The sequence below is a fragment of the Streptomyces sp. NPDC037242 genome (assembly GCF_055604165.1).
On the sequence record NZ_JBVJUY010000041.1, the window covers coordinates 37,513 to 63,924 of the forward strand.

Annotated in this window: 25 protein-coding genes; 16 read left to right on the top strand and 9 right to left on the bottom strand. The window is 69.9% G+C overall.

Features of this window, described 5'->3' with window-relative positions; all coding sequences use genetic code 11:
* Nucleotides 1-143 precede the first annotated feature (143 nt).
* The 6 genes from gap to pgi all read left to right on the top strand — a co-directional run bounded on the left by gap (nt 144) and on the right by pgi (nt 5,989).
* The gene (gap, locus tag ACZ7GJ_RS34055; protein WP_393818897.1) at nt 144-1,148 is read left to right on the top strand and encodes a type I glyceraldehyde-3-phosphate dehydrogenase; all 1,005 of its coding nucleotides are present in this window, start codon (nt 144-146) and stop codon (nt 1,146-1,148) included.
* A gap of 108 nt (nt 1,149-1,256) precedes the next feature.
* Nucleotides 1,257-2,468 carry a phosphoglycerate kinase gene (locus ACZ7GJ_RS34060; RefSeq protein WP_470757255.1) on the top strand — a complete coding sequence of 404 codons (1,212 nt, stop codon included), beginning with the start codon at nt 1,257-1,259 and terminating at the stop codon, nt 2,466-2,468.
* Between the two features lie 6 nt (nt 2,469-2,474).
* Nucleotides 2,475-3,251, top strand: a complete 777-nt coding sequence (tpiA, locus tag ACZ7GJ_RS34065) for a triose-phosphate isomerase (protein WP_470757257.1) — start codon at nt 2,475-2,477, stop codon at nt 3,249-3,251.
* Between the two features lie 144 nt (nt 3,252-3,395).
* A complete protein-coding gene (secG, locus tag ACZ7GJ_RS34070; RefSeq protein WP_358893201.1) occupies nt 3,396-3,629 on the top strand; it encodes a preprotein translocase subunit SecG in 234 nt (77 codons plus the stop codon).
* Nucleotides 3,630-3,808: 179 nt separating this feature from the next.
* Nucleotides 3,809-4,144, top strand: a complete 336-nt coding sequence (locus ACZ7GJ_RS34075) for an RNA polymerase-binding protein RbpA (protein WP_008741068.1) — start codon at nt 3,809-3,811, stop codon at nt 4,142-4,144.
* A 138-nt stretch (nt 4,145-4,282) separates the two neighbouring features.
* Complete coding sequence (pgi, locus tag ACZ7GJ_RS34080) at nt 4,283-5,989, top strand: glucose-6-phosphate isomerase (protein WP_470757312.1); 1,707 nt, start codon at nt 4,283-4,285, stop codon at nt 5,987-5,989.
* A gap of 68 nt (nt 5,990-6,057) precedes the next feature.
* Here the strand turns inward: pgi and pgl are convergent, their stop codons facing one another.
* The 5 genes from pgl to tkt all read right to left on the bottom strand — a co-directional run bounded on the left by pgl (nt 6,058) and on the right by tkt (nt 12,789).
* Complete coding sequence (gene pgl, locus ACZ7GJ_RS34085; RefSeq protein ID WP_470757259.1) at nt 6,058-6,840, bottom strand: 6-phosphogluconolactonase; 783 nt, start codon at nt 6,838-6,840, stop codon at nt 6,058-6,060.
* A 93-nt stretch (nt 6,841-6,933) separates the two neighbouring features.
* Nucleotides 6,934-8,004, bottom strand: coding sequence for a glucose-6-phosphate dehydrogenase assembly protein OpcA (opcA, locus tag ACZ7GJ_RS34090; protein ID WP_470757262.1), 1,071 nt, complete (start codon nt 8,002-8,004; stop codon nt 6,934-6,936).
* On the bottom strand, nt 8,001-9,527 hold the full coding sequence (zwf, locus tag ACZ7GJ_RS34095; protein WP_470757264.1) for a glucose-6-phosphate dehydrogenase: 1,527 nt from the start codon (nt 9,525-9,527) through the stop codon (nt 8,001-8,003). The genes opcA and zwf overlap by 4 nt, the downstream gene beginning before the upstream one ends.
* Nucleotides 9,528-9,532: 5 nt before the next feature.
* Nucleotides 9,533-10,651, bottom strand: coding sequence for a transaldolase (tal, locus tag ACZ7GJ_RS34100; protein ID WP_470757266.1), 1,119 nt, complete (start codon nt 10,649-10,651; stop codon nt 9,533-9,535).
* 35 nt (nt 10,652-10,686) lie between these two features.
* Complete coding sequence (gene tkt, locus ACZ7GJ_RS34105; RefSeq protein ID WP_470757268.1) at nt 10,687-12,789, bottom strand: transketolase; 2,103 nt, start codon at nt 12,787-12,789, stop codon at nt 10,687-10,689.
* 272 nt (nt 12,790-13,061) lie between these two features.
* Here tkt and ACZ7GJ_RS34110 point away from each other — a divergent pair, with 272 nt between their 5' ends.
* From ACZ7GJ_RS34110 to ACZ7GJ_RS34120, 3 genes are all read left to right on the top strand, one after another.
* The gene (locus ACZ7GJ_RS34110) at nt 13,062-14,003 is read left to right on the top strand and encodes a heme o synthase (protein ID WP_470757270.1); all 942 of its coding nucleotides are present in this window, start codon (nt 13,062-13,064) and stop codon (nt 14,001-14,003) included.
* Nucleotides 14,004-14,042: 39 nt separating this feature from the next.
* Nucleotides 14,043-14,405 (top strand): hypothetical protein, encoded by a 363-nt coding sequence (locus ACZ7GJ_RS34115; RefSeq protein ID WP_365920792.1) that lies wholly within the window; start codon nt 14,043-14,045, stop codon nt 14,403-14,405.
* A 146-nt stretch (nt 14,406-14,551) separates the two neighbouring features.
* Nucleotides 14,552-15,673 (top strand): amidohydrolase family protein, encoded by a 1,122-nt coding sequence (locus ACZ7GJ_RS34120; RefSeq protein ID WP_470757272.1) that lies wholly within the window; start codon nt 14,552-14,554, stop codon nt 15,671-15,673.
* Nucleotides 15,674-15,693: 20 nt separating this feature from the next.
* Here the strand turns inward: ACZ7GJ_RS34120 and ACZ7GJ_RS34125 are convergent, their stop codons facing one another.
* From ACZ7GJ_RS34125 to ACZ7GJ_RS34140, 4 genes are all read right to left on the bottom strand, one after another.
* Complete coding sequence (locus tag ACZ7GJ_RS34125; protein ID WP_470757274.1) at nt 15,694-16,683, bottom strand: COX15/CtaA family protein; 990 nt, start codon at nt 16,681-16,683, stop codon at nt 15,694-15,696.
* A gap of 4 nt (nt 16,684-16,687) precedes the next feature.
* On the bottom strand, nt 16,688-17,824 hold the full coding sequence (locus ACZ7GJ_RS34130) for a hypothetical protein (RefSeq protein WP_470757276.1): 1,137 nt from the start codon (nt 17,822-17,824) through the stop codon (nt 16,688-16,690).
* A gap of 82 nt (nt 17,825-17,906) precedes the next feature.
* Nucleotides 17,907-18,674, bottom strand: a complete 768-nt coding sequence (locus ACZ7GJ_RS34135; RefSeq protein ID WP_470757278.1) for an ABC transporter permease — start codon at nt 18,672-18,674, stop codon at nt 17,907-17,909.
* Nucleotides 18,671-19,606 (bottom strand): ABC transporter ATP-binding protein, encoded by a 936-nt coding sequence (locus ACZ7GJ_RS34140; protein WP_470757280.1) that lies wholly within the window; start codon nt 19,604-19,606, stop codon nt 18,671-18,673. The genes ACZ7GJ_RS34135 and ACZ7GJ_RS34140 overlap by 4 nt, the downstream gene beginning before the upstream one ends.
* A gap of 134 nt (nt 19,607-19,740) precedes the next feature.
* Between ACZ7GJ_RS34140 and ACZ7GJ_RS34145 the strand changes: the two genes are divergently transcribed.
* From ACZ7GJ_RS34145 to ACZ7GJ_RS34175, 7 genes are all read left to right on the top strand, one after another.
* Nucleotides 19,741-20,532, top strand: a complete 792-nt coding sequence (locus ACZ7GJ_RS34145; protein ID WP_470757282.1) for a formate/nitrite transporter family protein — start codon at nt 19,741-19,743, stop codon at nt 20,530-20,532.
* 101 nt (nt 20,533-20,633) lie between these two features.
* Nucleotides 20,634-21,395, top strand: a complete 762-nt coding sequence (locus ACZ7GJ_RS34150) for a helix-turn-helix transcriptional regulator (protein ID WP_470757284.1) — start codon at nt 20,634-20,636, stop codon at nt 21,393-21,395.
* Nucleotides 21,392-22,807, top strand: a complete 1,416-nt coding sequence (gene sufB, locus ACZ7GJ_RS34155; protein ID WP_214930288.1) for a Fe-S cluster assembly protein SufB — start codon at nt 21,392-21,394, stop codon at nt 22,805-22,807. Before ACZ7GJ_RS34150 ends, sufB begins: the two co-directional genes overlap by 4 nt.
* Nucleotides 22,808-22,882: 75 nt before the next feature.
* Entirely contained in the window at nt 22,883-24,061 is a 1,179-nt protein-coding gene (gene sufD / locus ACZ7GJ_RS34160) for a Fe-S cluster assembly protein SufD (protein ID WP_470757286.1), read from the top strand.
* On the top strand, nt 24,061-24,378 hold the full coding sequence (locus tag ACZ7GJ_RS34165; protein WP_365920809.1) for a bifunctional 3-phenylpropionate/cinnamic acid dioxygenase ferredoxin subunit: 318 nt from the start codon (nt 24,061-24,063) through the stop codon (nt 24,376-24,378). The genes sufD and ACZ7GJ_RS34165 overlap by 1 nt, the downstream gene beginning before the upstream one ends.
* A gap of 7 nt (nt 24,379-24,385) precedes the next feature.
* The gene (sufC, locus tag ACZ7GJ_RS34170; protein ID WP_053785807.1) at nt 24,386-25,150 is read left to right on the top strand and encodes a Fe-S cluster assembly ATPase SufC; all 765 of its coding nucleotides are present in this window, start codon (nt 24,386-24,388) and stop codon (nt 25,148-25,150) included.
* Entirely contained in the window at nt 25,147-26,403 is a 1,257-nt protein-coding gene (locus ACZ7GJ_RS34175; protein WP_470757288.1) for a cysteine desulfurase, read from the top strand. Before sufC ends, ACZ7GJ_RS34175 begins: the two co-directional genes overlap by 4 nt.
* Nucleotides 26,404-26,412: the final 9 nt, after the last annotated feature.

Here is a 26,412-nt window from a genome sequence, read left to right on the forward strand (position 1 = left end):
TTTCCGGCCCAGGGCCTCGGGGCGTGTCAGCCCCCGGTCGATGTCACCCAGAAGCTCACAGAGAGGTAGGGTCGTAAGCGGTCGGGGACATCCCATACAGCTCGCCGGCGGACTTACCGGCGCACCAACGAGGAGATCGGTTCGTGACGATCCGCGTAGGCATCAACGGTTTTGGTCGAATTGGCCGCAACTACTTCCGGGCGCTCCTTGAGCAGGGAGCGGACATCGAGATCGTCGGTGTCAATGACCTGACTGACAACGCGACCCTTGTTCACCTGCTCAAGTACGACACCATCCTGGGCCGCCTCAAGCACGAGGTCTCCCACACGGCCGACACCATCACGGTCGGCGGCAACACCTTCAAGACCTTCGCCGAGCGCGACCCCGCGAACCTCCCCTGGGGCGAGCTGGGTGCCGACATCGTCATCGAGTCGACCGGCATCTTCACGAAGAAGGCCGACGCCGCCAAGCACATCGCGGCCGGCGCGAAGAAGGTCCTCATCTCGGCCCCGGCCAAGGACGAGGACATCACGATCGTGATGGGTGTCAACCACGACAAGTACGACGCGGCCAACCACCACGTCATCTCCAACGCCTCCTGTACCACCAACTGCGTGGCGCCGATGGCCAAGGTTCTCCTGGAGAACTTCGGCATCGTCAAGGGCATGATGACGACGGTCCACGCGTACACGAACGACCAGCGCATCCTGGACTTCCCGCACTCGGACCTGCGCCGCGCCCGCGCCGCCGCCGAGAACATCATCCCGACCACCACCGGTGCCGCCAAGGCCACCGCGCTGGTGATCCCGGAGCTGGCGGGCAAGCTCGACGGCATCGCGATGCGCGTCCCGGTCCCGACCGGCTCCGTGACCGACCTGGTCATCGAGCTCGAGCGCGAGGTCACCAAGGACGAGGTCAACACCGCATTCCAGAAGGCAGCCGAAGGCCAGCTCAAGGGCATCCTCGACTACACCGAGGACGCGATCGTCTCCTCCGACATCGTGAACTGGCCGTACTCGTGCACCTTCGACTCCTCCCTGACCATGGTCCAGGGCAAGAACGTCAAGGTCATCGGCTGGTACGACAACGAGTGGGGCTACTCCAACCGTCTCGTCGACCTGACGGTCTTCGTTGGCGGTCAGCTCTAACCACCAGGGCAGGCACCAGGATGTAGGTACAGGGTCCGAGCGGCGCGACGAAGCGCCGTTCGGGCCCTGTTGCTTGCCTTGTCCCTCTCGTACAAGGAGTAGAAACACATGAAGACGATCGACGAACTTCTCGCCGAAGGCGTCTCCGGCAAGCGGGTCTTCGTCCGCGCCGACCTCAACGTGCCGCTCGCGAACGGCGCCATCACCGACGACGGCCGCATCCGCGCCGTCCAGCCGACCATCGCGAAGCTCGCCGAGGCCGGCGCCCGCGTGGTCGTGGCCTCGCACCTGGGCCGCCCCAAGGGCGCCCCGGACCCGGCCTTCTCGCTCGCCCCGGCCGCGGCCCGCCTCGGTGAACTGCTCGGCGCGCAGGTCGCGTTCGCCACCGACACCGTCGGAGCCTCCGCCAAGGAGACCGTCGCCGCGCTCGCCGACGGCCAGGTCGCCGTCATCGAGAACCTCCGCTTCAACGCCGGTGAGACCTCGAAGGACGACGCCGAGCGCGGCGCCTTCGCGGACCAGCTCGCCGAGCTCGCCGACATCTACGTCGGCGACGGCTTCGGCGCTGTCCACCGCAAGCACGCCTCGGTCTTCGACCTGCCCGCGCGCCTCCCGCACGCGGCCGGCTACCTCATCGCCACCGAGGTCGGCGTCCTGAAGAAGCTGACCGCGGACGTGAAGCGCCCCTACGTCGTGATCCTCGGCGGCGCCAAGGTCTCCGACAAGCTCGCCGTCATCGACGAGCTGCTCGGCAAGGCCGACCGCATCCTGATCGGCGGCGGCATGGCGTACACGTTCCTCTACGCCAAGGGCTACGAGGTCGGCATCTCCCTGCTCCAGAAGGACCAGGTGGAGGTCGTCAACGAGTACATGAAGCGTGCCGAGGAGACCGGCGTCGAGCTGGTCCTGCCGGTCGACATCCTCGCGTCCCAGGACTTCCCCGACCTCAAGGGCAAGACCCCGGCCGAGTTCGTCACCGTCGACGCGGACAAGATCCCCGCCGACAAGGAGGGTCTGGACATCGGTCCCAAGACCCGTGAGCTGTACGCGTCGAAGATCGCCGACGCGGAGACCGTCTTCTGGAACGGTCCCGTGGGAGTCTTCGAGCACCCCGACTACGCCGGAGGCACCCGCGCCATCGCGCAGGCCCTCGTCGACAGCAGCGCCTTCACCGTCGTCGGCGGTGGCGACTCGGCCGCGGCCGTGCGCACGCTCGGCTTCGACGAGAACGCTTTCGGCCACATCTCTACCGGTGGTGGCGCCTCCCTCGAATACCTCGAGGGCAAGACGCTCCCCGGCCTCGCCGCACTGGAGGTCTGAACCCGTATGACCACGCGTACCCCGCTGATGGCGGGCAACTGGAAGATGAACCTCAACCACCTTGAGGCCATCGCCCACACCCAGAAGCTCGCCTTCGCCCTGGCCGACAAGGACTATGACGCCGTCGAAGTCGCGGTCCTGCCGCCCTTCGTCGACCTCCGCTCGGTCCAGACCCTGGTCGACGGCGACAAGCTGAAGATCAAGTACGGCGCCCAGGACATCTCGGCGCACGACTCCGGTGCCTACACCGGCGAGATCTCCGGCCCGATGCTCGCGAAGCTGCAGTGCTCCTACGTGGCCGTCGGCCACAGCGAGCGCCGCCAGTACCACGCCGAGAGCGACGAGATCTGCAACGCCAAGGTCAAGGCCGCCTACAAGCACGGGATCACCCCGATCCTGTGCGTCGGCGAGGGCCTGGACGTCCGCAAGGCCGGCCAGCAGGTCCCGTACACGCTGAGCCAGGTCGACGGCGGCCTCAAGGACATCCCGGCCGAGCAGGTCGAGTCCATCGTGATCGCGTACGAGCCCGTCTGGGCCATCGGGACCGGCGAGGTCGCCACCCCCGAGGACGCGCAGGAGGTCTGCGGTGCCATCCGCGGCCGCCTCGCGGAGCTGTACTCGCAGGAGCTGGCCGACAAGGTCCGCATCCAGTACGGCGGCTCGGTGAAGTCCGGAAACATCGCGGCGATCATGGCGCAGCCCGATGTCGACGGCGCCCTGATCGGCGGCGCGGCGCTGGACGCGGACGAGTTCGTCAAGATCGTCCGCTTCCGCGACCAGTGACGTTCGCCGTGAGTATGCGGTAGGACGGATCCGTCGTACCCTTGCGGGGGCCAGGAGGCTGAACCACCAGCCACTGGCCCCCGCTGCACATTTCAGCGAAGCCGGAAAGCCAGAAAAGCCAGAAAGTAGGAATCAGCCGTGATTATGGGGTTCTCGATCGCCCTGATCGTCTTCAGCGCCCTGCTGATGCTGCTCGTGCTGATGCACAAGGGCAAGGGCGGCGGCCTTTCCGACATGTTCGGCGGCGGCATGCAGTCGTCGGTCGGCGGCTCCTCGGTCGCGGAGCGCAACCTCGACCGCATCACCGTCGTGATCGGTCTGCTGTGGTTCGCGTGCATCGTCGCGCTCGGCCTGCTCATGAAGTCCAACGGCAGCTGAAGCGTTCTGGCCATTCCGGCACTCAGGTCGGCTCCCTCCGGCCTATCATGAGGTCCGGCGTTCACGTCTGGAATTGGTAACTCCGGTCACTGGACGCACGTTGGGCCTTACGTAGACTTGGGCGCCCGCGGCGGAATCCACTCACGCTTCGCGGCACCATCACGCAGGGAGTTACGACCGTGGCAAGTGGCAACGCGATCCGTGGTAGTCGGGTCGGAGCGGGGCCGATGGGTGAGGCCGAGCGCGGCGAATCCGCGCCCCGCCTGCGCATCTCCTTCTGGTGCTCGAACGGGCACGAGACGCAGCCGAGCTTCGCCAGCGACGCACAGGTGCCGGACACCTGGGACTGCCCGCGCTGCGGGTTCCCGGCCGGCCAGGACCGGGACAGCCCGCCCGCGCCGCCGCGCACCGAGCCGTACAAGACGCACCTGGCGTACGTACGCGAACGGCGTACCGACGCCGACGGCGAGGCGATCCTCGCCGAAGCGCTCGCCAAACTGCGCGGCGAGATCTGAGTTCGTGACGTCCGGCCCGGCCCGCGGAGACATCTCTCCGTGGGCCGGGCTTCTTTGTGTCGGTTGTGCCCCTTCCGATCCCTTAGGTTGGTGCGTGGCGGGGCACGACAGGACGGAAGAAGTGGGTTGATGTCCGAGATGAACGCAGACCAGGCCGCCGCGCGAAGCGCGTCAAGCGAGGGTGGTGGTGGGCGACGGGAGGGACGAACGAAGCTCAACCGGATGCCGGAGTGGCTCGCACTCGGCAAGCACCGGGAAGAGCTGGGGCAGACGCATCTGCGGGAGCTGTTCGAGACGAATCCCGGCCGCGGGGCCGGCTACACGCTGCGGGTCGGCGACCTGCACATCGACTACTCGAAGCACATCGTCACCGACGAGACGCTGACGCTGCTGCGCGAGCTCGCCGCGGCGACCGACGTGGCCGGGCTGCGCGAAGCGATGTTCCGCGGCGAGAAGATCAACACGACCGAGGACCGGGCGGTCCTGCACACCGCGCTGCGCGCGCCCGCGGACGCGGTCGTCGAGGTGGACGGCGAGAACGTCGTCCCCGGCGTCCACGCCGTCCTCGACAAGATGGCGGCCTTCAGCGACCAGGTCCGGTCGGGGGAGTGGACCGGCTCCACCGGCAAGCGCATCAAGAACGTCGTCAACATCGGCATCGGCGGCTCCGACCTGGGCCCGGCGATGGCGTACGAGGCGCTGCGCGCCTTCACCGACCGGGGCCTGACGCTCCGCTTCGTGTCGAACGTGGACGGCGCCGACCTGCACGAGGCCGTGCGGGACCTGGACCCGGCCGAGACGCTCTTCATCATCGCCTCCAAGACCTTCACGACCATCGAGACCATCACCAACGCCACCTCGGCGCGGGAGTGGCTGCTGGCGGGCCTGGGCGGTGACGAGTCGGCCGTGGCACGGCACTTCGTGGCCCTGTCGACCAATGCCGGCAAGGTCACCGAGTTCGGCATCGACCCGGCCAACATGTTCGAGTTCTGGGACTGGGTCGGCGGTCGCTACTCCTTCGACTCGGCCATCGGCCTCTCCCTGATGGTCGCCATCGGCCCCGACGCCTTCCGCGAGCTGCTCGCCGGCTTCGCCGACATGGACCGGCACTTCCGGACGGCCCCTGCGGAGGAGAACGCACCGCTGCTGCTCGGCCTGTTGGGGATCTGGTACGGGGCGTTCTTCGACGCCCAGTCGCACGCGGTCCTCCCGTACAGCCACTACCTGTCGCGCTTCACGGCGTACTTGCAGCAGCTGGACATGGAGTCCAACGGCAAGTCCGTGGACCGCGACGGCGATCCGGTGGAGTGGCAGACGGGTCCCGTGGTGTGGGGCACGCCCGGCACGAACGGGCAGCACGCCTACTACCAGTTGATCCACCAGGGCACCCGGATGATCCCGGCGGACTTCATCGGTTTCGCCCGCCCCGTCGGGGAGCTGTCCGCCGCGCTGGAGGCCCAGCACGACCTGCTGATGGCCAACTTCTTCGCGCAGACGCAGGCGCTGGCCTTCGGCAAGACCGCGGCCGAGGTCCGGGCGGAGGGCGTCGCCGAGGCGCTCGTCGCGCACAAGACCTTCCAGGGCAACCACCCGACGACCACGATCCTGGCCACGGAGCTCACGCCGCGGTCGCTGGGCCAGCTCATCGGGCTGTACGAGCACAAGGTGTTCGTCCAGGGCGCGGTGTGGAACATCGACTCCTTCGACCAGTGGGGCGTGGAGCTCGGCAAGGTCCTGGCCAAGCAGGTCGAGCCGGCGCTGATCGACGGGAGCCACGTGGAGTCCCTGGACCCCTCGACGCGGGCGCTGGTGTCCACCTACCGCGAGCTGCGCGGCCGCGGCTGACGCCGCCGGACACGTGAAAGGGGCCCGCCCTCCGGTCGACCGGAGGGCGGGCCCCTTTCACGTACGGGTCAGGAGGACGCCGGGGGGTACATCCCGCTCGGCAGCTTCGCCGCGGCCGCCCGGTCCAGGAGCCACAGGGTGCGGGAGCGGCCGTACGCGTCCGCGGCCGGGGCCTGGACCCCGCCGGCGCCGCCGAGGGCGATGGCCACCGCGCCGGCCTTGTCCTCGCCCGCCGCCAGCAGCCAGACCTCGCGGGCCGCCCGGATCGCCGGGAGGGTGAGCGAGATCCGGGTCGGCGGGGGCTTCGGGGCGCCGTGGACCCCGACCACCGTGCGCTCGGTCTCCCGGGACGCGGGGTGCTCCGGGAACAGCGAGGCCACGTGCGTGTCCGGGCCGACGCCCAGCATCAGCACGTCGAAGCGGGGGACCGGGCCGTGGTCCTCCGGGCCGGAGGCCCTGCGCAGCTCCTCGGCGTACGCGGCCGCGGCCGCGTCCACGTCGGCGCCGTACGGGCCGTCCGAGGCGGGCATGGAGTGCACGCGCGCGGGGTCGACCGGGACGGCGTCCAGGAGGGCCTCACGGGCCTGCGTGTGGTTGCGCTCGGGGTCGTCGGCGGGGACGTACCGCTCGTCGCCCCACCACAGGTCCAGCCGGGCCCAGTCGACGGCGTCCCGGGCCGGGGCCGCGGCGAGCGCGGCGAGGAGCCCGTTGCCGTTGCGGCCGCCGGTGAGCACCACGGACGCGGTGCCGCGGGCCGCCTGGGCGTCCACGATCTTCGTGATGAGCCGGGCCGCCGCGGCCTGGGCCATCAGCTCCTTGTCCCGGTGGACGACGACCTGAGGAGTCGTCATGCCCATGTGCTGCCGCCTTGTCGCTAGGTCTTGGTACGGGCTCTGCTGCGCGGGGCGAAGTGCGCCCCCGCCCCGCGCAGCGGCCCGGGCGTACTACTTGGCCGCGGCCTTCTTGGCCGGCTTGGGCGCCGGCTTGGAGGCCTCGGCCCGGGCTTCGGCCGGAGCCGGTGCCCCGGCCGGTGCCGGTGCCGGTGCGGGCTTGACCGGTGCGGGCTTGGCCGGCGCCGCCGGGTCGGTGGACGCCTCCAGCCGGGCCACGCCGAACTTCAGCGCGGACTCGTACGTGTTGTCCGGGTCCAGCCGGCGCAGCTCCTCCGCCAGGAGCTCGGCCGTGTCACGGCGCTTGAGCGCCACCGCACGGTCGGGCTGCCCCGGCATGCACAGCGTGGCCAGCGCCCCGTCCGCGCGGTCCAGGACGATCTCGCCGTCCTTGGTCTCCATGCGGACCGAGGTGAGGCCCGGGCCCGCGGACAGGGTCCGCTTGACCGGGACGCCGAGGCGGTCCGCCAGCCACATGGCCAGCAGCTCGCAGCTCGGGTTGTCGTCCTCGCCCTCGACGGTCGCCGAGGCGACCGACAGGACCTGCTGGTCCAGTGCGGCGGCCAGCATCGAGCGCCAGGGCGTGATCCGGGTCCAGGACAGGTCCGTGTCCCCGGGGGCGTAGGCCGCCGCCCGCGTGGCGAGTGCCCCGATGGGGTTCTCGCAGGAGTACGTGTCCGTGATCCGGCGCTGCCCGAGCGCCCCCAGCGGGTCGCCCGCCAGGTCCGACGGAGCGCCCTCCGGCCACCAGACGACCACGGGGGCGTCCGGCAGGAGAAGCGGGAGGACCACCGACTGGGCGTGGTCTACCAGTTCACCGTGAAGGCGGAGCACAACCGTTTCGCCAGTGCCGGAGTCCGCCCCGACGCGGACTTCCGCGTCGAGACGGGCGTCGCGGCGGCTGCGCGGCGAGCGGGCGGCCCGCTTGACCACGACGATGATCCGCGAAGGGTGTTCGTGGGAAGCGTCGTTCGCCGACTTGAGCGCGTCGTACGCGTTCTCCTCGTCGGTCACGATCACCAGCGTGAGGACCATGCCGATGGCCGGCGTGCCGATGTCCCGGCGTGCCTGCACCAACGCGGCATTGATCTTGCTGGAGTTGGTCTCCGTGAGGTCGATCTTCATGGCCGGCGCCAGCTCCGTCCGTCTCGTGCGAGCATCTCGTCCGCCTCGACCGGTCCCCAGGTGCCCGCCGCGTACTGCGCGGGCTTGCCGTGCTTGTCCCAGTACTGCTCGATCGGGTCGAGGATGTTCCAGGACAGCTCGACCTCCTGGTGGCGCGGGAAGAGGTTCGCGTCACCCAGCAGGACATCGAGGATCAGCCGCTCGTACGCCTCGGGGCTCGACTCCGTGAAGGACTCGCCGTAGGCGAAGTCCATCGTCACGTCCCGGACCTCCATGGAGGTGCCCGGAACCTTGGAGCCGAAGCGCACCGTCACGCCCTCGTCCGGCTGGACCCGGATGACCAGGGCGTTCTGCCCCAGCTCCTCGGTCGCGCCGGACTCGAACGGCAGGTACGGGGCCCTCTTGAAGACCACGGCGATCTCGGTCACCCTGCGGCCCAGGCGCTTGCCGGTCCGCAGGTAGAACGGGACGCCCGCCCAGCGGCGGTTGTTGATCTCCAGGCGGATGGCGGCGTAGGTGTCCGTCTTCGACTTGGGGTCGATGCCGTCCTCTTCGAGGTACCCGACGACCTTCTCGCCGCCCTGCCAGGCCGCCGAATACTGGCCGCGCACCGTGTGCTTGCCCAGGTCCTCGGGCAGCTCCACCGCGGTCAGCACCTTGAGCTTCTCGGCCACCAGCGCCTTGGGGTGGAAGGAGCCGGGCTCCTCCATCGCCGTCAGGGCGAGCAGCTGGAGCAGGTGGTTCTGGATGACGTCGCGGGCCGCGCCGATGCCGTCGTAGTAGCCGGCCCGGCCGCCGATGCCGATGTCCTCCGCCATGGTGATCTGCACGTGGTCGACGTACGACCGGTTCCAGATCGGCTCGAACATGGTGTTGGCGAAGCGGAGCGCCAGGATGTTCTGGACGGTCTCCTTGCCGAGGTAGTGGTCGATCCGGAAGACCTCGTCGCGCGGGAAGACCTCGTGGACGACCTTGTTGAGTTCCTCGGCGCTCTTCAGGTCGTGTCCGAAGGGCTTCTCGATGACGGCACGCCGCCAGGAGCCCTCCTTCTGCGCCAGCCCGTGATCCTTGAGCTGCTGGACCACCTTGGGGAAGAACTTCGGGGGGACGGACAGGTAGAAGGCGAAGTTGCCGCCCGTGCCCTGCGCCTTGTCCAGCTCCTCGATGGTGGCCTTCAGGGTCTCGAAGGCCGCGTCGTCGTCGAAGTCGCCCTGGACGAAGCGGCAGCCCTGCACCAGCTGCTGCCAGACTTCTTCACGGAACGGCGTACGGGAGTGTTCCTTGACGGCGTCGTGGACCTCCTTCGCGAAGTCCTCGTCCTGCCACTCGCGTCTGGCGAAGCCGATCAGCGAGAAGCCCGGCGGGAGCAGCCCGCGGTTGGCCAGGTCGTAGACGGCAGGCATCAGCTTCTTGCGCGACAGGTCACCCGTAACGCCGAAAATGACCAGGCCGGACGGCCCCGCGATGCGCGGGAGCCGCCGGTCCTGTGCGTCACGAAGCGGGTTCGCTCCGTTTACAGACAAGGTGTTCAGGCCTCCGTGGGGGCAAGGCGGGAAAGCTCCGCCTCGGTCGACTTCAGAAGGTCGTTCCAGGACGCCTCGAACTTCTCGACGCCCTCGTCCTCGAGCAGCTGCACCACATCGTCGTACGAAATGCCCAGCTTCGCGACCGCTTCGAGCTCATTGCGGGACTGCTCGTAGGTGCCGCGGATGGTGTCGCCGGAGACCTCGCCGTGGTCGGCGGTGGCCTCCAGGGTGCCCTCGGGCATGGTGTTCACCGTGCCGGGGGCGACCAGGTCCACCACGTACAGGGTGTCCTTGTACGCCGGGTCCTTGACGCCGGTCGAGGCCCACAGCGGGCGCTGCTTGTTGGCGTGCGCCTTGTCCAGGGCCGCCCAGCGCTCGCTGCCGAACACCTCTTCGTACGCCTCGTAGGCCAGTCGGGCGTTGGCGAGCGCCGCCTTGCCCTTGAGGGCCTTGGCCTCGTCGGTGCCGACGGCGTCCAGGCGCTTGTCGATCTCGCTGTCCACGCGGGACACGAAGAAGGAGGCCACCGAGTGGATCTTGGAGAGGTCCAGGCCCGCGGCCTTCGCCTTCTCCAGGCCCGCCAGGTAGGCGTCCATGACCGCGCGGTAGCGCTCCAGCGAGAAGATCAGCGTGACGTTGACGCTGATGCCCTTGCCGATGACCTCGGTGATCGCCGGCAGGCCGGCCTCGGTCGCCGGGATCTTGATGAGCGTGTTCGGGCGGTCCACCAGCCAGGCGAGCTGCTTGGCCTCGGCGACGGTCGCCGCGGTGTTGTGCGCCAGGCGCGGGTCGACCTCGATGGAGACCCGGCCGTCCTGGCCCTCGGTCGCGTCGTAGACCGGGCGCAGGATGTCGGCGGCGTCGCGGACGTCCGCCGTGGTGATCATGCGGATCGCCTCGTCGACGGTGACCTTGCGGGCGGCGAGGTCCGCGAGCTGCTGCCCGTAGCCGTCACCGCTGCTGATCGCCTTCTGGAAGATCGACGGGTTGGTGGTGACACCGACGACGTGCTGCTGGTCGATGAGCTCGGCCAGGTTGCCCGACGTGATGCGCTTGCGGGACAGGTCGTCCAGCCAGATCGCCACGCCTTCGTCGGAGAGGCGCTTGAGTGCGTCTGTCATGGGAATTGCATCTCCTACTGGTCTTGGTACGGACGTCAGCGCGCGGCGGCCGCGAGCGACTCGCGGGCGGCTGCGGTCACGGCCTCGGCGGTCAGGCCGAACTCGCGGTACAGGACGGCGCCGTCGGCCGAGGCGCCGAAGTGCTCCAGCGAGACGATCCGGCCGGCGTCGCCGACGTAGCGGTGCCAGGTCAGGCCGATGCCGGCCTCGACCGCGACGCGCGCCTTGACGGCGGGCGGCAGGACGCTGTCCTTGTACTCCTGGTCCTGCTCCTCGAACCACTCGACGGACGGCATCGAGACCACGCGGGCCGGAACGCCCTCGGCCTGCAGCGCCTCGCGCGCGGCGACGGCGAGCTGGACCTCGGAGCCGGTGCCGATGAGGACGACCTGCGCCGCTGCGCTCTGCCCCTCGGGGCCCGTCGCCTCGAACAGCACGTATCCGCCCTTGGCGGCGTTCTCGTTGCGCTCGTACGTCGGCACGCCCTGGCGGGTCAGCGCCAGGCCGTGGGGGGCGCCCTTGCCGAACACCTTCGTGTGGCGCTTGAGGATCTCGCGCCACGCGACGGCGGTCTCGTTCGCGTCGGCCGGGCGGACCACGTTCAGGCCCGGGATGGCGCGCAGCGAGGCGACGTGCTCGACCGGCTGGTGGGTCGGACCGTCCTCGCCGAGGCCGATGGAGTCGTGCGTCCACACGTACGTCACCGGCAGGTGCATCAGGGCGGACAGCCGGACGGCGTTGCGCATGTAGTCGGAGAACACCAGGAAGGTGCCGCCGTAGATGCGGGTGTGGCCGTGCAGGGCGATGCCGTTCATGGACGCGGCCATGGCGTGCTCGCGGATGCCGAAGTGGATGGTGCGGCCGTACGGGTCGGCCTCCGGCAGCGGGTTGCCCACCGGCAGGAACGAGGAGTTCTTGTCGATGGTGGTGTTGTTGGAGCCGGCGAGGTCGGCCGAGCCGCCCCACAGCTCCGGGATGACCGCGCCGAGCGCTTCGAGCACCTTGCCGGAGGCGGCGCGGGTGGCGACACCCTTGCCGGCCTCGAAGACGGGGAGCTTGTCCTCCCAGCCCGCGGGCAGCTCGTTGGCGTTGATGCGGTCGAACTCGGCCGCGCGCTCCGGGTTCGCGGTGCGCCAGGCGGAGAAGTCCTTCTCCCAGGCGGCCTTGGCCTCGCGGCCGCGGTCCCCGAGGGCGCGGGTGTGCGAGATGACCGCGTCGGAGACCTCGAAGGTCTGCTCCGGGTCGAAGCCGAGCACGGCCTTGGTGGCGGCGACCTCGTCGTTGCCGAGGGCCGAGCCGTGCGAGGCCTCGGTGCCCTGGGCGTGCGGGGCGGGCCAGGCGATGATCGAGCGGGCCGCGATGAAGGACGGGCGCCCGGTCTCGGCCTTGGCGGCCTGGAGGGCGGCGAACAGCGCCTTGGGGTCGAGGTCGCCGTTCTCCTGCTGCGCGACGCGCTGGACGTGCCAGCCGTACGCCTCGTAACGCTTGAGGGTGTCCTCGGAGACGGCCGTCTCGGTGTCGCCCTCGATGGAGATGTGGTTGTCGTCCCACAGCAGCACCAGGTTGCCGAGCTTCTGGTGGCCGGCCAGCGCGGACGCCTCGTGGGAGATGCCCTCCTGGAGGCAGCCGTCGCCCGCGATCGCGTAGACCATGTGGTCGAACGGGGAGGTGCCCGCGGGGGCCTCGGGGTCGAACAGGCCGCGCTCGTAGCGGGCGGCCATGGCCATGCCCACCGCGTTGGCGACGCCCTGGCCCAGCGGGCCGGTGGTGGTCTCGACGCCGGCCGTGTGGCCGTACTCCGGGTGGCCCGGGGTCTTGGAGCCCCAGGTGCGGAACGCCTTGAGGTCGTCCAGCTCCAGGCCGAAGCCGCCCAGGTAGAGCTGGGTGTACAGGGTCAGGGACGAGTGCCCCGCGGAGAGCACGAAACGGTCGCGACCGACCCACTCCGGGTCCGCCGGGTCGTGCCGCATCACCTTCTGGAAGAGGGTGTACGCGGCGGGGGCCAGGCTCATCGCCGTGCCCGGGTGGCCGTTTCCGACCTTCTGGACCGCGTCCGCGGCCAGGATGCGGGCGGTGTCAACGGCCCGCTGGTCCAGTTCGGTCCACTCGAGCTCTGTGGTGGTCGGCTTGGTGCTCACCGTTTTTCAGGGCTCCTCTCCACATGTCTGTTCCCGGTACGAACGGTGCACCGGGGCGATTCCGAGCCTACCCCCGCCACGGCGTGCAGCTATTCGAGTACCCGCGGTCCGCCGTGACGTCTGAGCGCCGATCGGACCAACACGAGGTGACCCCCGCGCAGGACGGGATAAGAGCTACGTCTACAGTGGCGTGGTACGCGCAAGTCTTTACGAGGCCTTCATATCTGAAGCGTCTGCGCTGGAGCTTGCTGGATTCTCTGTCAGGGGTGTGCGTGACGGCCGTCGAATCCCGTCCAGCGGGGGTGCTCGGGACGAGCCCCGGTCACCGGCCGTTCGGGGCCCGGGCCATGGCTTTCGTGGCATTGACCAAGCCTCGGATCATCGAACTTCTGCTGATCACCACAGTGCCGGTGATGTTCCTCGCCGAGCAGGGGGTGCCCTCCCTGTGGCTGGTCCTCGCGACCTGCTTCGGCGGCTACCTGTCCGCGGGCGGCGCCAACGCGCTGAACATGTACATCGACCGCGACATCGACGCGCTGATGGACCGGACCTCGCAGCGCCCGCTGGTGACCGGCATGGTGACCCCCCGTGAATGCCTCGCCTTCGGCATCACCCTCGGTGTGGTCTCCACCCTCTTCTTCGGTCTGCTCATCAACTGGCTGTCGGCGGCCCTCGCGCTCGGCGCGCTCCTCTTCTACGTCGTGGTCTACACGATGCTGTTGAAGCGGCGCACCGCCCAGAACATCGTCTGGGGCGGCATCGCGGGCTGCATGCCGGTGCTCATCGGCTGGTCGGCCGTGAAGAACGAGGTCTCCTGGGCCGCGGTCATCCTCTTCCTCGTCATCTTCTTCTGGACGCCGCCGCACTACTGGCCGCTGTCGATGAAGGTGAAGGACGACTACGCGCGGGTCGGCGTGCCGATGCTCCCGGTCGTGGCCGGCAACAAGGTCGTGGCGCGCCAGATCGTCCTCTACAGCTGGGTGATGGTGGCGGTCTCGCTGCTGCTGACCCCGCTGGGGTACACCGGCTGGTTCTACACCGCGGTCGCGCTGGTGGCGGGCGGCTGGTGGCTGTGGGAGGCGCACGCGCTGCACGCGCGGGCCAAGGCCGGCGTGACGGGCGCGAAGCTCAAGGAGATGCGGCTGTTCCACTGGTCCATCACCTACGTGTCGCTGCTCTTCGTCGCGGTGGCCGTGGATCCCTTCCTCCGCTGACGCTTCCTCCGGTCATTACCCGCCGGTAGCATGCCTTCCATGGCAGACACCACGGCAGAGACCGCAGGCAGCGAAGGCGCCGCGGACAAGAAGCAGGACCGCAGGGCGGCGAAGCTGGCCAAGCAGATCGACGCGTTCGCCAAGCAGCACGGCGGCGTCGAGGGCCAGCTCGCCCACATCGGCCAGGCCGGCACCCGGATCGTCCTCGTCGGCACGGACGGCGGCTGGGGCGACCTGGTGGCCCCGACCTACGCCGTCGCGCAGCTCGCGGCCGAGAAGGCCGGGCTGACCCTCCACGAGGAGTTCGACGGGGAGTTCGCCGCGCGCGTGAAGACCGGCCCGTACGAGTGGGAGCGGATGGCCGGCCTCCAGCTCGGCGGAACGGTGAACCCGGCGGCCTGACCGACCCGGTCCCGACCCGGGCCCGGCCCGGGCCCGGCCCGCCGGCCGGGGAGCGCTCGGTCAACAGCGCGAGCAACACCTCACACCCCGCTCACCCGTTAGGACGTGTGGAAGCCCCTTCCTCACGTCCGCAACGGGATGACCGGATGATCGAAACGCCGCCCCTGGTGGACCAGTACTGCCAGGGAGTGCTCCGCACGGAGCTGGGCCTCGGCACCTTCGAGGCCCAGCTGATCCCCTCGGCCGGCCCGCCCGCCGCCGGCACCACCTTCTTCGACACCCAGACCGGCTTCGCCGTGCGCCGCTGGTGCCCGCCGCTGCTCGGGCTGGAGCCGCACTGCGCCCCCGCCCGCTACCTGGCCCGCCGCCGCGAACTGGGCGTGGCCGAGGCCGGGCGGCGCCTGCTGCGGGGTTCCGGGATCGCCGCGCACCTGGTCGACACGGGGGTGCCCGGGGACCTCACCGGGGTCAAGGAGCTGGCCCTCGCCGGGGACGCCGAGGCCCACGAGCTGGTGCGCCTCGAACTGCTCGCCGAGCAGGCCGCCGACACCTCCGGGACCGTCGCCGCCTTCCTGGCGAACCTCGCCGAGGGCGTGCACCACGCGGCCGCCGGGGCCGTCGCCTTCACCTGCGGAGCCGGTGCCGGGTACCCCGCGGCCCTCGCGCACGCGCCCGAGCCGCCCGGTCCCGGCGAGGTGCGCGGGGCGGCCGGGCGGTGGCTGGCCCGCCGGGTCAAGGGCGGGGTCGTACGGGACCCCGTACTCCTGCGGCACCTGCTGTGGAGCGCGGTGGCGTCCGGGCTGCCGCTCCAGCTGCACACGGGCGCGGGGGAGCCCGGAGCGCGCCCGCAGCAGGCACATCCGGGGCTACTGACGGAGTTCGTACGGGCCACCGCGGGCCTGGGCACGCGGCTGGTCCTGCTCGGCGGATACCCGTACCACCGGGAGGCGGCGCTCCTGGCGGCCGCGTTCCCGCACGTGCACGCCGACCTCGGCGCGGCCCTGGGCCGGTCCGGGCCGCGGGCGGCCGAGGTGCTCGCGGAACTGCTGGAACTCGCGCCGTTCGGGAAGCTGCTCTTCTCCAGCGGCGGCGGCCCCCTGCCCGAACTGCACGCGGTCGGCGCACTGGTGTTCCGGGAGGCGCTGGGCCGGGTGCTGGGCGGATGGGTCGCCGAGGGCGCCTGGTCCTGGCGGGACGCCGACCGGGTGGCGGCCATGGTCGCGGCGGGCAATGCCCGCCGCGTGTACCGGCTGGACGAGCGGAGCTGACGCCGGGAGGGTCGGACGGTTCAGACGGTGGAGAGCTGCGCGTCGCCCTGGGCCGGGATCTCGGCCTGCGCCGTGGGCCGCTCGCGCAGGGTGAGCGCGAGGCGGAGCACCGCGATCCACACCAGGCAGGAGCCGAGCATGTGCGCGGCGACCAGGGCCTCGGGCACGTGGGTGAAGTACTGGACGTAGCCGATGCCGCCCTGGGCGAGCAGCACGATCAGCAGGTCCCGGGCGCGGGCCCGGGTGTCGGTCGGCGCATCGACCACGCGCAGCACCAGCCACATGGCCACGGCGAGCGCGCACACCACCCAGGCGGAGATCGCGTGGACGTGGGCGGTGGCCGACCAGTCGAACGGCATCCGCTTGATCTCGCTGCGGTCGCCCGCGTGCGGACCGGAACCGGTGACCACCGTGCCCGCCGCGATCAGCAGCAGCGTCGTCGCGATCAGGGCCCAGGAGAGCTTGCGCACCGGACCGGGGACGCGCGGCCGGGGGGCGGTGTCGCCCTCGCGGGTGCGCTGCCAGGTGACCGTCGTGAGACTGATCAGCACGGTGGCGAGCAGGAAGTGCCCGGCCACGCTGTACGGGTTGAGCCCCGTCAGCACGGTGATGCCGCCGAGGACCGCGTTGGCCATCACGATGAGGAACTGGAGCCAGCCGAGCTTCGTCAGTGAACGGCGCCAGGGCTTGGCCGACCGGGCCGCGATGATGAACCAGCCAACGGCCGCGCTGAGCACGTACGTCAGCATGCGGTTGCCGAACTCGATGGCCCCGTGGAAGCCCTGCGCCTGGGTCACGACCAGGCTGTCGTCGGTGCACTTGGGCCAGGTGTCGCAGCCGAGGCCCGAGCCGGTCAGCCGCACCGCGCCGCCTGTGACGACGATGAGCACGCTCATGACGAGAGCGATGGCCGCGGCCCGCCGGACGGTCCGGGGTGACGGAGTCCAGCGGCTGGCGATGTAAGCGAGAGGGGTCAACACGGCCCTTATCGTACGCGGACCCTTGTGCAAAGTTTCACGAGGGGGTGGCCGACGGTGCGTCCGGTCCGACGGCCAGGCGGAACCTGGCTCCGGCGGGGTCGCCTTCTGCGTGCCACCAGACGCGGACGCGCCAAAGGCCGCTGTCGCCCGGGTAGTCCGCCGACGCCGTGAATCCGCGTACCAATTCGGCCCCTATCTCCCCAGCCGTCCGGTTCCTCACTTCTGCACCGCTGTGCCAGGGATGGTTCTGTACGTTCCACAGTCCGTCAGGACCCCGCACCTCGACCCGCCACACCGCGAGCCAGGGGGTGACCTCCAGCATCGTGCGCACCTGGTCGCCGTCCAGGTGCAGCCGCACCGCGATCTCGGACTCCTCGGCCCCCTGGATCCGGGCGGCCACCACGGCCTGGGGCAGCAGCCGTTCGGGCAGCAGGCCCCGGGTGCGCAGGCTGACCAGGGAGTCGAAGGACAGGAAGCGCAGCCGCAGTTCGAGCTGGCGGCCGATGTGGTCCAGGGCCTCCTCGGCCTCCTGGGACTCCTCCGAGCCCGGATCCGCGAGCAGCAGCCGCCGGAAGTGGCCCTCGGCGTCCACGGCCCACGCCACCGCGTCCTCGGCGAGACCCAGCTCCGCGAGGCGGTCGCCGAGGAAGACCTTCGCCTGCGCGAGCCCCCGCTGGTTGACCGGGTCCTCCTGGTCCAGGGAGGCCCAGACGCCGACCGCACCGCGGGTCAGGTCGCGGGCGCGCTCGCCCGCCGCCCGCTCCATGGCGCTCGGGCCGTTCTCGGAACCCGGGCCGAGGGGGTGGCGGGGCAGCCGCTCCCCGTCGCTGAGCGGCCAGGACAGCCAGACCCCCTGGTTGATCAGGCCCCGCGCGTACCAGCGCGCGTACTCCGCGGCGTGCCCGGCCGCCTGCTGGGAGAACCTCAGGCCCTCCTCGATCGCCGCCAGGGCCCCGGCCCGGTCGCCGCCGGCGAAGCGGCGGGCCGCCAGGTCGCCCAGGCGCAGCCCGAGCCGGGCCGCGCACTCCGCGTCCGTACGGGCCGGCTCGCGCAGGGCGCCGATCAGCTCCCCCAGCAGCGCGTCGGCCTCCGCGGGATCCGCGTGCGCGGCGCCCGACCGGATCCGTGCCCACTGCTCGTCCAGCCGCAGAACGGCCTCCCGCTGCGCCATGCCCGCCCCCCGGCGTCTGTGGTGCGCTGTCGTGTGGAGAGGCGACCATCCTCCTCGCAACGTCAAGCCAAGGGGAAGGGATTCACTCCCAGCGGAAGAACCGCGCGGCCGCGCCCAGACCGAGTACGGACCAGCCGGCCAGCACGGCCGCGTCGCCCCACGGCAGCGCGGCGCCGTGCTGGAGAACCTCGCGCAGCCCGTCGGACAGGGCCGAGATCGGCAGCAGGCCGAGGACGGACTGCACCGCGCCGGGGAACTTCTCCAGCGGCACGATCACCCCTCCGCCGACCAGCAGCAGCAGGAAGACCAGGTTGGCGGCGGCCAGGGTCGCCTCGGCCCGCAGGGTGCCCGCCATCAGCAGCCCGAGGCCGGAGAACGCGGCGGTGCCGAGCAGCACCAGGACGGCCACCGACAGCGGGTCGCCGTGCGGGGACCAGCCCAGGGCGAAGGCGATCATCGTCAGCAGCGCGATCTGGAGCACCTCGGTGACCAGCACGGACAGGGTCTTGGCGGCCATCAGCGCCCAGCGCGGCAGCGGCGAGGCCCCGAGCCGCTTGAGCACGCCGTAGCGGCGGTCGAAGCCGGTGGCGATGGCCTGGCCGGTGAAGGCGGTGGACATCACGGCCAGTGCCAGGATGCCCGGGGCGAGGAAGTCGACGGACTTCCCGCTGCCGGTGTCGATGATGTCGACCGCCGAGAACAGCGTCAGCAGCAGCGCCGGGATGATCACGGTCAGCAGCAGCTGCTCCCCGTTGCGCAGCAGCATCCGGGTCTCCAGGGCCGTCTGCGCCAGGATCATCCGGGAGACGGGCGCGGCCCCCGGGCGGGGGGTGAACGTACCGGCGCTCATGCGCGCAGCTCCTTACCGGTCAGTTCCAGGAAGACGTCTTCGAGGGTGTGCCGCTCGACGGAGAGGCTGTCGGGCATCACGCCGTGCTGCGCGCACCAGGAGGCGACGGTGGCCAGCAGCTGCGGGTCGACGTCGCCGGTGACCCGGTACGTGCCCGGGGTCAGCTCGGCGGCCTGGGTGCCGTCGGGCAGCGCCTTGAGCAGCGAGGCGAGGTCGAGGGAGGGGCGGCCGGTGAAGCGCAGCGTGTTCTCGGCGCCGCCCCGGCACAGCTGCTCGGGGGTGCCGTGGGCGATGACCCGGCCGGTGTCGACGATGGCGACCTCGTCCGCGAGCTGCTCGGCCTCGTCCATGTGGTGGGTGGTGAGCACGACGGTGACCCCGTCGGCGCGCAGTTCCCGTACGAGGTCCCAGGTCGCGCGGCGGGCCTGCGGGTCCAGGCCGGCGGTCGGCTCGTCCAGGAAGACCAGCTCGGGGCGGCCCACGACGGCCATCGCGAGGGCCAGGCGCTGCTGCTGGCCGCCGGAGAGCCGGCGGTAGGCGGTGCGGCCGCAGCCGCCGAGGCCGAGGCGTTCGACCAGGGTTCCCACGTCGAGCGGATCGGCGTAGAGCTTGGCCATGTGGCGCAGCATCTCGACGGCCCGGGCGCCGGAGTAGACGCCGCCGGACTGGAGCATCACGCCGACGCGGGGGCGCAGGGCCTCGGCCTGGGCGAAGGGGTCGAGGCCGAGGACGCGGACGGTTCCGGCGTCGGGGCGGCGGTAGCCCTCGCAGGTTTCCACAGTGGTCGTCTTGCCCGCGCCGTTGGGACCTAGGACCGCGGTGACGGAGCCCCTGCGGACGGTGAGGTCCAGGCCGTCCACCGCTGGCCGGTGGGGGACGGGGCGGTACCGCTTCACCAGTCCGCGGATCTCCACGGCGGGGTCGTTGCTCATGAAGGGTGAGTCTACGGAGCGGGGCGAGGTGTCCGGAGACGGGTCTTAGGTCCTGCCCCCGAAGGGTCGGGGGCCTGAGCACTCATGACCTTTTCGTGCCGTTGGGGGCCGGCGCGCGACCCTAGCGTTGAACGGTGAACAGCATCGCTCAGAACGTCGAAGCCACCTCGGGGCAGGCCGAGCACAAGGCCCACGACCTCGGGCATCCGCCGCGCTATCTGGTGTCGGCCGCGCTCGCGGGTGCGTACATCGCGGTCGGCGAGGTGCTGCTGCTCGTGGCGGTATCGCCCTTCGTGGCGAAGGGGTCGCCGGCGGTGAAGCTGCTGGAGGGCGCGGTCTTCCCCGTCGCGCTGACCATCGTGATGTTCGCCGGTGCCCAGCTCTTCACGAGCAACGTGATGGTGATGCTGGTCGGCGCCCTGTCGGGGCGGACGGGGGTGCGGGACCTGGTCCTGTCCTGGACGCTGTCGCTGACCGGCAACCTGATCGGCGCCTTCGGCTTCGCCGCGATGGTGCACGCCTCGGGGGTGACCTCCTCGCCCTCCGCGCGGGCCATGCTCACCGAGATGGTGCACGGGAAGATCGCGCTCGGCGGGGGGCAGCTGTTCTGGCGCGCGGTGCTCTGCAACATGCTCGTCTGCCTGGCCATCTGGATGTTCAGCCGGGCCCGCGGGGATGCGGCGAAAATCTTCGTGCTGTGGCTGCCCGTGGCGGTTTTCGTCGCCGTGGGATTCGAACACTGTGTCGCCAACATGGCTCTTTTCAGTCTCGCGATCCTGGACGGCTCAGCCGGGTTCAGTGATCTTTTCCGAAATCTGATGTTTACCGTGCCGGGGAACGTCGTGGGCGGGGGATTGCTGGTGGGAGCCGTCTATTGGTTCACCAGCGGGTCCCGCAGAGAATGCGGAGAGTCGACTTCCGCTTAACTCTCCGTGGATAGATTAGGTAACCCTTAGTGATGGAGGCCACCAGGAGTGGCCTCCATCACGGCTTGTCGGAGCTCGACTAATTACGCAACAATGGCGTTGTGAAATACGGCGAACGGCAGATCGAGACCCCCCAGGGGGAGCTCGCGACCGGGGAGCGGTCAACCCGCAACCGGGTCGCGCGGTCCATCCTGGACCACGGTCCGTCCACCGTCGCCGACCTCGCGAAGCGCCTCGGCCTCACCCAGGCCGCCGTCCGCCGCCACCTCGACACGCTCGTCGCCGACGACGTGGTCGCACCCCGTGAGCAGCGTGTGTACGGTGCGCGCACCCGGGGCCGGCCCGCCAAGGTCTTCGCGCTCACCGACTGCGGCCGCGACGCCTTCGACCAGTCCTACGACACGCTCGCCGCGGACGCCCTGCGCTGGATCGCGCAGTCCGTGGGCGGCGGGGAGCAGGGGGAGGCGGCTGTCGCCGCCTTCGCCAGGGCCCGGATGGAGACGCAGGCGAAGACCTACCGGGAAGCCGTGGAGGCAGCAGCCCCCGCGGACCGTACCGAGGCCCTTGCCAAGGCGTTGACCGCGGACGGGTACGCTGCTACGGCGAAGAGCGCTCCCGGTCCGCACAGCGGTGAACAGCTCTGCCAGCACCACTGCCCGGTCGCACATGTCGCCGAGCAGTTCCCGCAGCTCTGCGAGGCGGAGACCGAGGTCTTCTCCCGCCTGCTCGGGACGCATGTGCAGCGACTCGCGACGATCGCCCACGGCGACGGGGTGTGCACGACGTTCATCCCGCGCAGCGCGAGCGCCACACAGACCGACACATCAGTATCTGCAAGTACGGCCGGGAGGAACCCCGCATGACCACGGAGACTGCTCACCCTGAGCTCGATGGCCTGGGCACCTACGAATACGGCTGGGCCGACTCCGACGCGGCCGGAGCGGCTGCCAAGCGGGGTCTGTCCGAGGATGTCGTCCGCGACATCTCGGCCAAGAAGTCCGAGCCGGAGTGGATGCTGAAGCTCCGCCTCAAGGGTCTCAAGCTGTTCGACAAGAAGCCCATGCCGAACTGGGGCTCCGACCTCTCGGGCATCGACTTCGACAACATCAAGTACTTCGTGCGCTCCACCGAGAAGCAGGCCGCTTCCTGGGAGGACCTGCCCGAGGACATCAAGAACACGTACGACAAGCTCGGCATCCCGGAGGCGGAGAAGCAGCGCCTCGTCGCCGGTGTCGCGGCCCAGTACGAGTCCGAGGTCGTCTACCACCAGATCCGTGAGGACCTGGAGGAGCAGGGCGTGATCTTCCTCGACACGGACACCGCGCTCAAGGAGCACCCGGAGCTCTTCCAGGAGTACTTCGGCACGGTCATCCCGGTCGGCGACAACAAGTTCGCGTCGCTGAACACCGCCGTGTGGTCGGGCGGCTCGTTCATCTACGTGCCCAAGGGCGTCAAGGTCGACATCCCGCTCCAGGCCTACTTCCGTATCAACACGGAGAACATGGGCCAGTTCGAGCGGACGCTGATCATCGTCGACGAGGACGCCTACGTCCACTACGTCGAGGGCTGCACCGCCCCGATCTACTCCTCGGACTCGCTGCACAGCGCCGTGGTCGAGATCATCGTGAAGAAGGGCGGCCGCTGCCGCTACACGACGATCCAGAACTGGTCGAACAACGTCTACAACCTGGTCACCAAGCGCGCCGTGGCGTACGAGGGCGCGACCATGGAGTGGATCGACGGCAACATCGGTTCCAAGGTCACCATGAAGTACCCGGCCGTCTACCTGATGGGCGAGCACGCCAAGGGCGAGACGCTGTCCATCGCCTTCGCGGGCGAGGGCCAGCACCAGGACGCCGGATCCAAGATGGTCCACATGGCGCCGAACACCTCCTCGAACATCGTCTCCAAGTCGGTGGCCCGGGGCGGCGGCCGCACCTCGTACCGAGGCCTGGTCGAGATCGGCGAGGGCGCCCACGGCTCGAAGTCCAACGTGCTGTGCGACGCGCTCCTGGTCGACACCATCTCCCGCTCGGACACGTACCCCTACGTGGACGTCCGCGAGGACGACGTGTCCATGGGCCACGAGGCGACCGTCTCCAAGGTCTCCGACGACCAGCTCTTCTACCTGATGAGCCGCGGTCTGACGGAGTTCGAGGCCATGGCGATGATCGTGCGCGGCTTCGTCGAGCCGATCGCGCGTGAGCTGCCGATGGAGTACGCGCTGGAGCTGAACCGGCTGATCGAGCTGCAGATGGAGGGTTCGGTCGGCTGACCCCGACCGCCCGATTTCCGCAGACATTCTTTGACGTAGACGTGTGTTTCAAAGAGAGTGAGCACGAAGACAGCCATGGCTGAGGCTCAGAACATTCCGGCGGGTTCGACCACTGCCGGCGCGATCGCGGTGGCCGCCGAGTCCACCGTCGCCACCCGGATGAGCGCCCCCCCGTCCTTCGACGTGGCGGACTTCCCCGTGCCCCACGGCCGCGAGGAGGAGTGGCGCTTCACTCCGCTGGCGCGCCTGCGTGGTCTCCACGACGGCACCGCGGTCGCCAACGGCACCATGAAGGCCCAGATCGACGCGCCCGAGGGCGTGACGATCGAGTCCGTCGAGCGCGACGACGCGCGCATCGGCAGGGCCGGCACCCCGGTGGACCGGGTCGCCGCACAGGCGTTCTCGTCCTTCGCCAAGGCCACGGTCGTGACCGTGCCCAAGGAGGCCGTCCTGACCGAGCCGGTACGCGTCTCCCTGCACGGCGAGGGCGGCACCACCTTCGGCCACACGGTCTTCGACGTACAGGCCTTCGCCGAGGCGGTCATCGTCATCGACCACACCGGTGACGGCGTGCGCGCCGCCAACGTCGACTTCCTCGTCGGCGACGGCGCCAAGCTCACCGTCGTGTCCGTGCAGGACTGGGACGACACCGCCGTCCACTGCTCCCAGCACAACGCGCTGGTCGGCCGCGACGCGACCTTCAAGTCGATCGTGGTCACCTTCGGCGGCGACGTCGTACGCCTGCACCCGCGGGTCGCCTACGCCGGCCCCGGCGGCGAGGCCGAGCTCCTCGGCCTGTACTTCACCGACGCCGGCCAGCACCAGGAGCACCGCCTCCTGGTCGACCACAGCGCCCCGCACTGCAAGTCGCACGTGGTCTACAAGGGCGCGCTCCAGGGACAGGACGCCCACGCGGTCTGGATCGGCGACGTGCTGATCGAGAAGACCGCCGAGGGCACCGACACCTACGAGATGAACCGCAACCTCGTCCTCACGGACGGTGCGCGGGTCGACTCGGTGCCGAACCTGGAGATCGAGACCGGCGAGATCGTCGGAGCCGGCCACGCCTCGGCGACCGGCCGCTTCGACGACGAGCAGCTCTTCTACCTCCAGGCCCGCGGCATCCCGGCCGACGAGGCCCGCCGCCTGGTCGTGCGCGGCTTCTTCGCCGAGCTCGTCCAGCAGATCGGTGTCCAGGACATCGAAGAGCGCCTTCTCGCGAAGATCGAGGTCGAGCTCGAGGCGTCGGTCTGATGACTTACCTCAAGGCCTGTGCGCTGAGCGAGCTGGAGGAGAACACCCCCAAGCGGGTGGAACTCGACGGCACGCCGGTGTCCATCGTCTCCACCGAGGGCGAGGTGTTCGCGATCAACGACATCTGCTCGCACGCGAACGTCTCGCTCTCGGAGGGCGAGGTCGAGGACTGCATGATCGAGTGCTGGCTGCACGGGTCGTCCTTCGACCTGCGCACCGGCAAGCCGTCCAGTCTGCCCGCGACGCGCCCCGTATCCGTATACCCCGTAAAGATCGAAGGGGACGACGTGCTCGTCTCCCTCACCCAGGAGTCCTGAGGTATCCATGGCAACGCTTGAAATCCACGACCTGCACGTGTCCGTCGAGGCGGAGAACGGTGCCCGCGAGATCCTCAAGGGCGTCGACCTCACCGTCAAGCAGGGTGAGACGCACGCCATCATGGGTCCGAACGGCTCCGGCAAGTCCACCCTGGCGTACTCCCTCGCCGGTCACCCGAAGTACACCATCACCGGTGGCACCGTGACCCTCGACGGCGAAGACGTCCTCGAGATGTCCGTCGACGAGCGCGCCCGCGCCGGCGTCTTCCTCGCCATGCAGTACCCGGTCGAGGTCCCCGGCGTCTCGGTCTCCAACTTCCTGCGCACCTCGGCCACCGCCATCCGCGGCGAGGCGCCGAAGCTGCGTACCTGGGTGAAGGAGGTCAAGTCCGCCATGGAGCAGCTCCAGATGGACCCGGCCTTCGCCGAGCGCAACGTCAACGAGGGCTTCTCCGGCGGTGAGAAGAAGCGCCACGAGATCCTCCAGCTGGAGCTCCTCAAGCCGAAGATCGCGATCCTCGACGAGACCGACTCCGGCCTGGACGTCGACGCCCTGCGCATCGTCTCCGAGGGCGTCAACCGCGTCCGCGAGACCGGTGAGGTCGGCACCCTGCTGATCACCCACTACACGCGCATCCTGCGCTACATCAAGCCCGACTTCGTGCACGTGTTCGCGAACGGCCGCATCGCCGAGTCCGGTGGCGCCGAGCTCGCCGACCAGCTGGAGGCCGAGGGCTACGACAAGTACGTGAAGGGTGGCGCGACCGCGTGACACAGCTGCCTGGCCTCCTCGACATCGAGGCGATCCGCAAGGACTTCCCCCTGCTGGATCGTGTGGTCCACGACGGGAAGAAGATCGTTTACCTGGACAACGCGGCGACTTCGCAGAAGCCGCGCCAGGTGCTCGACGCGCTGAACGAGTACTACGAGCAGCACAACGCCAACGTCCACCGCGGCGTGCACGTGCTCGCCGAGGAGGCCACGGCGCTGTACGAGGGTGCTCGCGACAAGGTCGCCGCCTTCATCAACGCACCGAGCCGCGACGAGGTGATCTTCACCAAGAACGCCTCGGAGTCGCTCAACCTCGTCGCGAACATGCTCGGCTGGGCGGACGAGCCCTACCGGGTCGACCGCGAGACCGAGATCGCCATCACGGAGATGGAGCACCACTCCAACATCGTGCCGTGGCAGCTGCTCGCGCAGCGCACCGGCGCGAAGCTGAAGTGGTTCGGCCTGACCGACGACGGCCGGCTCGACCTGTCCAACATCGAAGAGGTCATCACGGAGAAGACGAAGATCGTCTCCTTCACGCTGGTCTCCAACATCATGGGCACGGTCAACCCGGTCGACGCGATCGTCCGGCGAGCCCAGGACGTCGGCGCGCTGGTGCTGATCGACGCCTCCCAGGCCGCTCCGCACATGCCGCTGGACGTGCAGGCGCTCGGCGCCGACTTCGTGGCCTTCACCGGCCACAAGATGTGCGGCCCGACCGGCATCGGCGTCCTGTGGGGCCGCCAGGAGCTCCTGGAGGACCTGCCTCCGTTCCTCGGCGGCGGCGAGATGATCGAGACCGTGTCGATGCACGCCTCGACCTACGCCCCCGCGCCGCACAAGTTCGAGGCCGGTACGCCCCCGATCGCCCAGGCCGTCGGCCTCGGTGCGGCCGTGGACTACCTGACCGCGATCGGCATGGACAAGATCGCCGCGCACGAGCACGCGATCACCGAGTACGCGATCAAGCGCCTCGCCGAGGTGCCCGACCTGCGGATCATCGGCCCCACCACGGCCGAGGACCGCGGAGCGGCGATCTCCTTCGTGCTCGGCGACATTCACCCGCACGACGTCGGCCAGGTGCTGGACGAGCAGGGCATCGCGGTCCGCGTGGGACACCACTGCGCGCGCCCCGTCTGCCTGCGCTACGGAATTCCGGCGACGACGCGAGCGTCTTTCTATCTGTACTCCTCTCCGGCCGACGTCGACGCTCTGGTCGACGGGCTGGAGCACGTGCGGAACTTCTTCGGATAACGAGGGCGA

Bases quoted from the DNA above. Each gene is read 5' to 3' on its own strand.
- sufD (WP_470757286.1), top strand. From the start codon at position 22,883: ATGGCTGAGGCTCAGAACATTCCGGCGGGTTCGACCACTGCCGGCGCG.
- ACZ7GJ_RS34120 (WP_470757272.1), top strand. From the start codon at position 14,552: ATGATCGAAACGCCGCCCCTGGTGGACCAGTACTGCCAGGGAGTGCTC.
- ACZ7GJ_RS34140 (WP_470757280.1), bottom strand. From the start codon at position 19,606: ATGAGCAACGACCCCGCCGTGGAGATCCGCGGACTGGTGAAGCGGTAC.
- ACZ7GJ_RS34135 (WP_470757278.1), bottom strand. From the start codon at position 18,674: ATGAGCGCCGGTACGTTCACCCCCCGCCCGGGGGCCGCGCCCGTCTCC.
- tal (WP_470757266.1), bottom strand. From the start codon at position 10,651: ATGACAGACGCACTCAAGCGCCTCTCCGACGAAGGCGTGGCGATCTGG.
- ACZ7GJ_RS34060 (WP_470757255.1), top strand. From the start codon at position 1,257: ATGAAGACGATCGACGAACTTCTCGCCGAAGGCGTCTCCGGCAAGCGG.
- ACZ7GJ_RS34130 (WP_470757276.1), bottom strand. From the start codon at position 17,824: ATGGCGCAGCGGGAGGCCGTTCTGCGGCTGGACGAGCAGTGGGCACGG.
- pgl (WP_470757259.1), bottom strand. From the start codon at position 6,840: ATGACGACTCCTCAGGTCGTCGTCCACCGGGACAAGGAGCTGATGGCC.
- secG (WP_358893201.1), top strand. From the start codon at position 3,396: ATGGGGTTCTCGATCGCCCTGATCGTCTTCAGCGCCCTGCTGATGCTG.
- opcA (WP_470757262.1), bottom strand. From the start codon at position 8,004: ATGAAGATCGACCTCACGGAGACCAACTCCAGCAAGATCAATGCCGCG.
- sufC (WP_053785807.1), top strand. From the start codon at position 24,386: ATGGCAACGCTTGAAATCCACGACCTGCACGTGTCCGTCGAGGCGGAG.
- tpiA (WP_470757257.1), top strand. From the start codon at position 2,475: ATGACCACGCGTACCCCGCTGATGGCGGGCAACTGGAAGATGAACCTC.
- ACZ7GJ_RS34165 (WP_365920809.1), top strand. From the start codon at position 24,061: ATGACTTACCTCAAGGCCTGTGCGCTGAGCGAGCTGGAGGAGAACACC.
- ACZ7GJ_RS34115 (WP_365920792.1), top strand. From the start codon at position 14,043: ATGGCAGACACCACGGCAGAGACCGCAGGCAGCGAAGGCGCCGCGGAC.
- sufB (WP_214930288.1), top strand. From the start codon at position 21,392: ATGACCACGGAGACTGCTCACCCTGAGCTCGATGGCCTGGGCACCTAC.
- pgi (WP_470757312.1), top strand. From the start codon at position 4,283: ATGAACGCAGACCAGGCCGCCGCGCGAAGCGCGTCAAGCGAGGGTGGT.